The organism is Streptomyces griseorubiginosus, from assembly GCF_017614965.1.
Classification (GTDB): Bacteria; Actinomycetota; Actinomycetes; order Streptomycetales; family Streptomycetaceae; genus Streptomyces; species Streptomyces griseorubiginosus_B.
On the sequence record NZ_WVUG01000330.1, the window covers coordinates 1 to 9434 of the forward strand.

The 9434-nt window shown below is 72.2% G+C and carries 8 protein-coding genes; 3 read left to right on the plus strand and 5 right to left on the minus strand.

Translation table 11 applies throughout. The features are described from left to right. The 3 genes from GRC12_RS37525 to GRC12_RS37535 form a co-directional block, all read right to left on the minus strand. Positions 1-1317, minus strand: a 1317-nt coding sequence (locus tag GRC12_RS37525) for a phytoene desaturase family protein (protein WP_208784680.1), incomplete at its 3' end; no start/stop codon positions are given. Between the two features lie 117 nt (positions 1318-1434). After that, positions 1435-2283 carry an inositol monophosphatase family protein gene (locus GRC12_RS37530; RefSeq protein WP_208784682.1) on the minus strand — a complete coding sequence of 283 codons (849 nt, stop codon included), beginning with the start codon at positions 2281-2283 and terminating at the stop codon, positions 1435-1437. 94 nt (positions 2284-2377) lie between these two features. Then, entirely contained in the window at positions 2378-4207 is a 1830-nt protein-coding gene (locus GRC12_RS37535) for a gamma-glutamyltransferase family protein (protein WP_208784684.1), read from the minus strand. 207 nt (positions 4208-4414) lie between these two features. Between GRC12_RS37535 and GRC12_RS37540 the strand changes: the two genes are divergently transcribed. Then, on the plus strand, positions 4415-5407 hold the full coding sequence (locus GRC12_RS37540) for a phospholipase D-like domain-containing protein (RefSeq protein WP_208784686.1): 993 nt from the start codon (positions 4415-4417) through the stop codon (positions 5405-5407). A gap of 18 nt (positions 5408-5425) precedes the next feature. On the opposite strand, the gene GRC12_RS37545 is transcribed toward GRC12_RS37540, so the two are convergent. Beyond that, positions 5426-6253, minus strand: coding sequence for a class I SAM-dependent methyltransferase (locus GRC12_RS37545; RefSeq protein WP_208784688.1), 828 nt, complete (start codon positions 6251-6253; stop codon positions 5426-5428). 89 nt (positions 6254-6342) lie between these two features. Between GRC12_RS37545 and GRC12_RS37550 the strand changes: the two genes are divergently transcribed. Both GRC12_RS37550 and GRC12_RS37555 read left to right on the plus strand, forming a co-directional pair. After that, positions 6343-6918, plus strand: a complete 576-nt coding sequence (locus GRC12_RS37550; RefSeq protein ID WP_439959931.1) for a hypothetical protein — start codon at positions 6343-6345, stop codon at positions 6916-6918. 206 nt (positions 6919-7124) lie between these two features. Beyond that, complete coding sequence (locus GRC12_RS37555; protein WP_208784691.1) at positions 7125-7784, plus strand: hypothetical protein; 660 nt, start codon at positions 7125-7127, stop codon at positions 7782-7784. 28 nt (positions 7785-7812) lie between these two features. Here GRC12_RS37555 and GRC12_RS37560 read toward each other — a convergent pair whose 3' ends face one another. After that, positions 7813-9339 carry an NCS1 family nucleobase:cation symporter-1 gene (locus tag GRC12_RS37560; protein WP_208784693.1) on the minus strand — a complete coding sequence of 509 codons (1527 nt, stop codon included), beginning with the start codon at positions 9337-9339 and terminating at the stop codon, positions 7813-7815. Positions 9340-9434 lie beyond the last annotated feature (95 nt).

Below are 9434 nucleotides of genomic sequence, written 5' to 3' on the forward strand. Positions count from 1 at the left end.
GATGAAGACCGCCGGGTGGGGGGTGGTGTACGGGGAGAGGGAGAGCTTGGGGCGCAGCAGGACCTGGAGGCCGGTCACCGCGCCGGAGCCGATGTCGCCGCCGACGTAGTTGGCGTTGCGGGCGGCGAGTTCGGGCGGGCCGGCGGTCGCGCGGGCGAGGACGCGGTCGCGGAACCCGGGCGCGAAGCGCTCCAGTTGGCGTTCCATGACGTCCGTGAGGTCTCCCGTCCAGCCGCTCGGCACATGGGCGTAGGCCCAGAAGACCTGCTTGCCCTCGGGGGCACGGGTGGGGTCGACGACGCTCGGCTGCACCGTGATCATGAACGGCCGGTCGGGCGCCCGGCCCTCCCGGGAGGCCGCACGCAGGGCCCTGCCGATCTCCGCGCTGTCGGCGCCGATCTGCACGGTGGTGGCGGCGCGGGCCTCCTCCGCGGTCCACGGCACCGGTCCGTCGAGCGCGTAGTCGACCTTGAAGACGCCCGGGCCGTACTTGTAGTCCGCGTAGTAGCGGCCGAAACCGGCGATGCGGGCCAGCGCGGTGGGCGAGGTGTCGAAGACGTACGCGCGCGCGGGCGGCAGGTCGTCCAGGCGCTTGACCTCGTAGTCGGTGTGCACCAGGCCGCCCAGGTCCTTGAGGTACGCGGTGAGCGCGTCCGCGATGGACTGGGAGCCGCCCCGGGCCACCGGCCATCCGCGCGCGTGCGCGGCGAGGGCGAAGACCAGGCCGATGGCGCTCGTGGCGAAGCCGCTGAGCGGGGCCATCACATGGGCGACCAGGCCGGCGAAGAGGGTCCTGGCCCGGTCGTCGTGGAAGCGGCGCGCCAGCCAGGTCGACGGGGGCAGGCCCACGAGGCCGAAGCGGGCGAGGGTGACCGGGTCGCGGGGCAGCGCGGTCAGCGGCAGGGACATGAAGTCGCGGACCAGGGTGTCCCACCGGGGCAGGAACGGCGCGACCAGTCTGCGGTAGGCCCCCGCGTCCCGCGGGCCGAAGGAGGCGGCCGTCTCGGCGACCGAGCGGGCCAGCACGGCGGCGGTGCCGTCGGTGAAGGGGTGCGCCATGGCCAGGTCGGCGTGCAGCCACTGGAGGCCGTACCGCTCCAGGGGCAGAGCGCGGAAGGCCGGGGAGTTGATGCCGAGCGGGTGCGCCGCGGAACACGGGTCGTGCAGGAAGCCGGGCAGGGTGAGCTCTTCGGTGCGGGAGCCGCCGCCGACGGTGTCGCGGGACTCGAAGACGGCCACGGAGAAGCCGCGGCGGGCCAGCTCCACGGCGGCCGTCAGTCCGTTCGGCCCCGCACCCACCACGCACGCATCGAGCATCGACGGCACCTTCGGACCCCTTCGTCAAGCGATGGCCTGGGGGTCAGGATATGCCGGGGGTCTGACACCCGGGGGTGCGGGCGGGGGATGCCGGTGCCCGCCGGTCACCGAGGTCGGTCACGCGGGTCCTTGCCGCAGAAGTCCCACCACCCTGCGGGCCGTCGCCTCGTCCCGGGCGGTGGTGAAGGGGAGGGTGTTGCCGCCGGTTATCCGGAACGGCTCCCCGGCGAGTGTCAGGTGGGCGCCGCCCGCCTCCTCGGCGAGGAGGATGCCCGCCGCGTGATCCCAGGCGGCCTCCCAGGAGAAGGCCGTCGCGTCGAGCTCACCGCTCGCTACGGCGAGGTACTCCAGGCCCGCCGAGCCGCAGGCGCGGGGGGCGACGCCGTCGGCCCACAGGCCGAGCAGGGCGTGCTTCTGTTCGTCCGTCGTGTAGTCCGGGTGGGAGGTGGCCACCTCGAGGTCCCGGCCGGGGGCGGGCGAGCCTGCGTGCAGGCGCTCGCCATCGAGGAAGGCGCCCCGGCCCCTGACGGCGACGGCGAGCCGGCCGCGGGCCGGCGCGTACGTCCAGGAGGCGAGGACCACTCCGCGGCGCGCGAGCGCGACCAGCGTGCAGAACCCGGTCTCGCCGCGCACGAACTGGCGCGTGCCGTCGACCGGGTCGACGATCCACACCGGGGCGTCGCCCTGTATCGCCTCGTACGTCGCCGGGTTGGCGTGCACCGCCTCCTCGCCGACCACTACGGAGCCGGGCAGCAGGGCGCCCAGGGTTTCGGTGAGGTACCGCTCGGCGAGGCGGTCCGCGTCGGTGACCAGGTCGTGCGGTCCTGCCTTCTGGTCGATCTCGTGGGCGGCCAGGCGGCGGAAGCGGGGCATGATCTCGGCCGCGGCGGCCGCGCGGACCGCCTCCTCCACGTCGGCCGAGCGTCGGGCGAGAAACTCGTCGATGGTTTCCGTGTCTACGATCATGTCTCCATGAGAGCATGCGTCACTGACAACGCCCGCCCGCCGGGTGGATACCCGGTGGAATCGGGATGAACTCGGGGCGTGCGAGCCGCGGCTCCTATCGGCCGACCGCGTACCCCTGCATCCCGCGCGGGTTGGCGGCCGCCGACAGCACGCCCGTCTCCGGGTCCCGGGCCACCGCGCACAGGCGGCCCTCCGACCAGGGGTCGCCGACGGTCACCCGGTGACCGCGCCGCCGTAGCCCCTCCACGACGTCCCCACCGGCGCGGGACTCCACCGTGACGCTGCCCGGCCGCATGCCGCGCGGGTGGAAGGAGCCGGGGAAGCTGTCGTTGTGCCAGTTCGGGGCGTCGATCGCACCCTGGAGGTCGAGGCCGCCGCGGACGGGCGGGAGCAGGGCGAGGGCCAGGAAGAAGTGCAGCTGCCACTGGTCCTGCTGGTCACCGCCGGGCGTGCCGAAGGCCAGCACCGGGACACCGTCGCGCAGGGCGAGGGAGGGCGTGAGGGTGGTGCGCGGACGGCGGCCCGGGGTGAGGGAGTTGGGCAGACCGTCCTCCAGCCAGGTCATCTGGAGCCGGGTGCCGAGCGGGAAGCCCAGTTCGGGCACGACCGGGTTGGACTGGAGCCAGCCGCCGCTCGGGGTGGCGGCGACCATGTTGCCCCAGCGGTCGACGACGTCGATGTGGCAGGTGTCGCCGCGGGCGGCGCCGTCGGCACCGGTCTCCGGCTCCCCCGGCACCGGTGACGTCGGATGTTTGGCGACGGTCGGCTCGCCGGCACCCATCGGGCTGAAGCCGGGCTCATCGGCGATGACCGTGTGCGCGTGCGCGCTGAGCCGCGGGGTACGGCCCCCGGGGCTGCCGGGGCGCAGTTCGCAGGAGGCCCTGTCGCCGACGAGGGCCCGCCGGGCGGCGTTGTAGCCGGCCGACAGGAGGTCTTCCAGCGGCACCTCGGCGGCGTCCCCGTACCAGGCCTCACGGTCGGCCATGGCGAGCTTGCAGCCCTCGACCAGCAGGTGGACGTAGTCGGCGGAGCCGTACGCGGGCAGTTCGGGCGGGAGCAGCGCCAACTGCTGGAGCAGTGCCGGTCCTTGGCTCCAGGGGCCGGCCTTGCACACGGTCCAGCCGTTCCAGTCGTACGTCACCGGGGCCTCGTAGGTCGCCGACCAGCCGGCGAGGTCGGTGGCCGTGAGGGTGCCGGTGTGGCGCTCGCCGCTGGTGTCGAGGGTGGGGCGCCCGGACTGCCGTATCAGCGCCTCGGCGATGAAGCCGGAGCGCCACACCTCGCGCGCCGCCTCGATCTGTGCGACCCGGTCCCCGGCGCCGGTGGTCTCGGCGATCAGACGCTTCCAGGTGGCGGCGAGGGCGGGGTTGCGCAGCAGCCGACCGGGGCGGGGGGCCTTTCCGCCGGGCAGATAGAGATCCGCCGACGAGGTCCATTCCGTCTCGAACAGCTTCCGTACCGTCTCGACGGTCGAGCCGACGTTCTCCACGGGCGCGTGCCCGTGCTCGGCGTACCCGACGGCGTACTTGAGGACGTCGGCCAGGGGCTTGGTGCCGTGGTCGCGGAGCAGGAGCATCCAGGCGTCGAAGGCGCCGGGCACGGCGGCGGCGAGGGGGCCGGTGCCGGGTACGAGGTCCAGACCCAGCCCCCGGTAGTGCGCGACACTCGCCCCGGCCGGGGCCACGCCCTGTCCGCACAGCACCCGTACCTCGCCGCCGGCCGGCGCGAGCAGGATGGGGACCTCGCCCGCGGGGCCGTTGAGGTGCGGCTCGACGACGTGCAGCACGAACGCGCCCGCGACGGCGGCGTCACAGGCGTTGCCGCCGCCCTCCAGTACGGCCATCGCCGACTGCGAGGCCAGCCAGTGGGTGGAGGACACCATCCCGAAGGTGCCCTGAAGGGTCGGCCGGGTGCGGAACCGCATGTCTCACCTCGCTGCTCGCGCACCCCGGCCGGTCCGGGGCGCGATCACACCTGCGGGACTGCCCCTACCCGTCCGAGGCGCCTACGAAGATTTTGCGATCCCCCGGGCACTTCATGAGCCGCCCTCCACCCCCACGTTCTACGCGCGTGGTGTCATGCTCACGCCTGCCACCCCCCACGTGGGCATCAACTCGACCAGGAGTCAGACATGTTGTGGAAGGTCTTCGGGCGTGCGGGAGTGGCCCTGGCGGCCGGCGCCGCCGTGATCGCCACCGCCGTCCCCGCGAACGCCGCGAGCTACTCAGCCTTCGCCTTCTCGCTCACCAACAGTGAGCCGACGATCTACGACTTCATCGACTCGGCCACCACGTCCCTCGACATGACGATGTACGAGCTCGAGGACACCACGGCTGTCAACGACCTCATAGCGCTCAAGAACAAGGGCGTCACAGTGCGGGTGATCCTGGACCGCCAGCACAAGACCGCGAACAACTCCGCGTACACGGCGCTCACCAACGCGGGTGTGGGGGTGGTGTGGTCGCCGTCGAGCTTCGTCTACACCCACCAGAAGACGATCACGGTGGACGGCACCAAGTCGTTGGTCCTGACCGGCAACCTGACCTCCCAGTACTACGCGACCGGCCGTGACTACGGCGTCTTCACCGACGACACGCGGGACGTCGCCGCGATCGAGAAGGTCTTCAACGCGGACTACGCCGGGACGTCGATCACCCCGACCGACGGCGACCACCTGCTCTGGTCGCCGACCGACTCGCGCAGCCGGCTGCTGTCGGTGATCAACGCGGCGACGAAGACGCTCGACGTCGAGGAACTCGAGTTCAGCGACAGCACGGTGGTCGATGCCATCGCCGCGCGGGCGAAGGCGGGCGTGAAGGTGCGGGTCGTCCTGGAGACGCCGGGCGACTACGCGAGCGAGGTCTCCGAGATCAAGGCGGCCGGCGGCACCGTGGTCGGCTACTCCGACCCCAACGGCTTCTACATCCACGCCAAGGCCATGGTCGCCGACTACGGGCTGTCCACCCAGGAGGTGGAGGCGGGCTCCATGAACATCAGCAGCAACTCCCTCTCCAGTAACCGTGAGTTGGGCATCATCCTCACCGGCACCGGGGTGGCGCAGTCCGTGGCCACGACCGTCGAGACGACGTTCAACGGCGACTACGCGGGCGGCACGGCGGCCTGACCCCGCACGGGCACCTGCTCATGGCCGGCGGCGCCCGACCGTGAGCAGGTGACCGCTGGCGCCCAGCAGGGCCGGCTCCGACTCGATGCGCCGCGTCGCCGCCAGGACGACCTCGCGGCGCTCCGGGTCGTCCAGCCAGTCCTCGATCCCGCCCATGAGCCAGGCGACGCCCTCCAGCCCGTACTGGCCCTCCGGGACGAGGCCGGCGTCACTGAACTCGCCGGGCACCTCGGCTGGTTGGGCGAAGTAGGCCACGGTGAACAGACCTCCTTCGGAACGGTGCCGGCCGTCGGTGCTCGCCGCGTCGGTGCGGGCCCGCTGGACGGGCTCGAAGTAGCGCTCCTCCCGGAGCAGGTCGTGCAGTCCCGCGTACCGGTTGATGGTGGCCGCGACGACCGGCCCGCCCGGCCTGACCACTCGCCGCGCCTCGGCCAACGCCCTTACCCTGTCGGCGCGTTCGGTCAGGTGGTAGAGCGGGCCGAGCAGCAGCACCGCGTCGTACGTGGCGTCCTCGTCGGGCAGCGACCGTGCGTCCCCGGACCGGGCCGTGACCCCGGGCAGCCGGGAGGCCTGCTCCACGTGCAGCGGCACGGGATCGACGAGTTCGACCTCGTAGCCGTCCCGAACGAGCCACTCCGCGTGCACCCCGCTGCCCCCGCCGACGTCCAGCACACGCGCGGGTGCCGCGGGCAGGATCCGCCGCAGGACGTCCTGCGTGCGCCAGAACTCCAGCCGGCCGGACGGCGCACCGCCGTCCCTGAGGCGGCCGTCCTCCTTGCCGCGGGTGTAGTAGGCGAGGATGTCCTCGTGGAGGGCCGGGGCGTGGGGGCGTGCCGTCTCGGTCATCGCCCCAGCCTGCTGATCGGCCGCCGGCGGCCGCAACGGGTTATCCGCCGCGCGCCACGGGCGCCGAGCCTGGTCATCGCCCGGCTGATGTGGGTCTTGGCCGTGAGCGGGCTGATGACCAGGGGGCGGCCAGCCGTGTCTCCGGCGCCGCCCTGCGGCCGTATCCCTTTCCGGAGGAGCACGCCCCCGCCTACCGCGGCACGGCGCTCGCCTTCCACTTCTCAACCGTGCCGTCTCCGCGCTGCTCGCCGAGCGGCTGCTGCCGGGCGGTGTCCGGCGCTTCCGGGCCGTCCGCGGCATCGCGGGGCGCGCGCTCGCCCGCACCGTGCGCCGCACCCCCGGAACCCGGAACGTCCCTGCCCCTGCTCGACGAACCCGGTCCCGGCCCGCACCGGGCGGCGGGTACGCCGGTCGGACCCGCCTACGCAGCCCTGCGCACAGCCTCCCGGTCGGGCGCGGGCCTGCTCGACGCGCACCACCGGGCCCTCCGCCACACGACCCTGCGGGACTGGGACGGCGCCCACCCCTCGGCGGTCCTGCGCGGCTTCCCCAGCCGGCACGAGCGTCCAGGGGCCCGCCTCGCTCTGCCGGCCGCGTTCGCGCCGTACCGGATCACCGACGAGGACGTGGCCGCCTGGCGCCGTCCCGAGCACACCGACCACTGACCGGTGCGCCTCGTCGCGTACGGCGCCTTCACGGCCGTGGGCCGCGTCGAGAGCGCACCGGCCGAAGCCGGCCGCACGCGCCGAGGGTGATCGCACAGGTACGGTCCGAGTTCGCACTTCCGTCTCACAGGGACTCATGTGAGACTGGCGCCCCGTCCGCAGTGCGGACCCCACCGCCACCGCCTCCCCCACAGAGAAGTGTGTCCGTGCGTGAACTTCCCCTGCCGCTCGCTCTGACCGCGCGCCTGTCCCCCGTCGTCGTGCTCGCCGCGGCGGGCTGGGCGCTGACGTCGAGCCCCGCGACACCGGCCGACCAGCACGAGGCGGGAGGAGAGAAGACCAGCACGCAGTCGCCCACCGCGCCGTCGTCGACGGCCGAGGCCGCGTCGTACGCCGCCGCACCGGCCCCGTGCGGCAGCATCTCCGTCGCGACGATCAAGTCCCTGGTGCCGGGCGCCAAGACGGCCGGCAAGGAGATCCAGTCGACGGACGCCAAGCTGCGCCGCACCTGCTCCTGGAACGCGCTCAAGGGGTACGACTACCGCTGGCTCGACGTCTCCTTCGAGGTCATGGACTCGGACGCGGCGGCACAGAAGGAGTACCAGCAACGGCTGACGGAGAAGAGCGGCGGAGGCGCCGTCCCCGGACTCGGCGACTCGGCCTACTCCGTGGTGAACCTCACCACCCAGGACAAGCAGCAGACGCGCGAGGGTGTCGTCATCTCGCGTGTGTCCAATGTGCTGGTCGTCACCACCTACAACGGCAGTGACTTCGAGACCAAGAAGGCGCCCAGCACGGACGTGATCAACAAGGGTGCCATCAAGGCGGCGCGGGACGCGGTGACGGCGCTGAAGGGCAGCCGGTAGACCGGCTGCCCCTCGGACACTCACGCGCTCAGCCTTCCAGACGGTCCCTTCCGCGCAGCAGCATCAGCGCCAGGTACACCACCATCGAGGTGCCGAGGCCGACCGCCCAGCCGTAGTCCGCGAGGGACCGCAGCGCCGGGATGGGCCGTCCGTCGATCAGCGGTTTGAAGCTCGCGCCGCCGATCGCGAGGACGCCGCCCGCCGCGAAGGCCACGACGGCCCGCCAGTTCCAGCCGCCCTCGTACCAGTAACGGCCGCCCGAGCGGTACAGGTCGACGAGGTCCAGCTTGCCGCGGCGCAGGATCCAGTAGTCGGCGATGAGGATGCCGGCCACCGTGCCGAGCAGTCCGCCGACCAGGCCGAGCCAGGTGAAGATGTATCCCTGCGGGTCGGAGTACAGCTTCCACGGGAAGATCAGCACGCCGAGGACGCAGGTCGCGAGGGCGCCGGTACGGAAACTGATCTTCCTGGGCGCGATGTTGGAGAAGTCGAAGGCCGGCGAGACCAGGTTGGCCGCGATGTTCACGGACAGGGTCGCCACCAGCACGGTCACGAGCGCGTACAGCAGGCCGAGGACGTTGTCGGTCTTCGCGGCGAGCTGGACCGGGTCCCAGATCGTCTGCCCGTACACGGCCTGCGAACCGGAGGTGACCAGCACGGACAGCAGCGCGAACAGCGTCATGGTCGTGGGAAGACCGAGGGCCTGTCCCCAGGTCTGCGCCTTCTGCGACTTGCCGTACCGGGTGAAGTCCGGGATGTTCAGCGACAGCGTGGACCAGAAGCCGATCATGCCCATCAGGGACGGCCAGAACAGCTTCCAGAAGCTTCCGCCCCAGCCCAGCTTGGACGGCTGGTCGAGCAACGGGCCGAAACCGCCCGCCTTGTTGCTCATCCAGATCAGCATCACCAGCGCGCCGACGATCACGAACGGCGCCGCCCAGTTCTCGAAGCGGCGGATCGTCTCCATGCCCCGGTAGATGATGGCGACCTGGATCACCCAGAAGAGGGCGAACGACAGCCACATCGTCCAGGCGTATCCGCCCACGTGGGAGGCGTTGGCCCAGCTGTCGCCGATCAGCTTCCCGGCGAGGAAGTAGATCGCCTCGCCGCCGATCCAGGTCTGGATGCCGAACCAGCCGCACGCCACCAACGCCCGTACGACGGCGGGGAGGTTGGCGCCCCGGACGCCGAACGAGGCACGGGCGAAGACCGGGAAGGGGATGCCGTACTTGGGTCCCGCGTGCCCGGTGAGCAGCATCGGGATCAGCACGATCACATTGGCCAGGGCGATGGTGAACACCGCCTGCTTCCAGTCCATGCCGACGGCGATCAGACCGGAGGCGAGGGTCCAGGAGGCCGTGTTGTGGGCCATGCCGACCCACAGCGCGGCGAAGTTGTACGTGGTCCAGGTGCGCTTCTCGACCGGAACCGGAAGCAGGTCCTCGTTGGCGTACGGCCCGATGGGCGGCGGGGATCCCGGCGCGATCTCCACGCGCCCGTCTGCGAGGGTGACTTGAGAGGTCGGCGGTATGGCCGTGGGAGCGGTGTCGGTCATGGGCAGGCCAATCGATGAGGGGCGGATCCGGAAAGGCCGTGCGGGTCTCCGGGTCCCCTCCCCGGGGAGGTGGGGAGGGGAGAACTGGAGTGGGG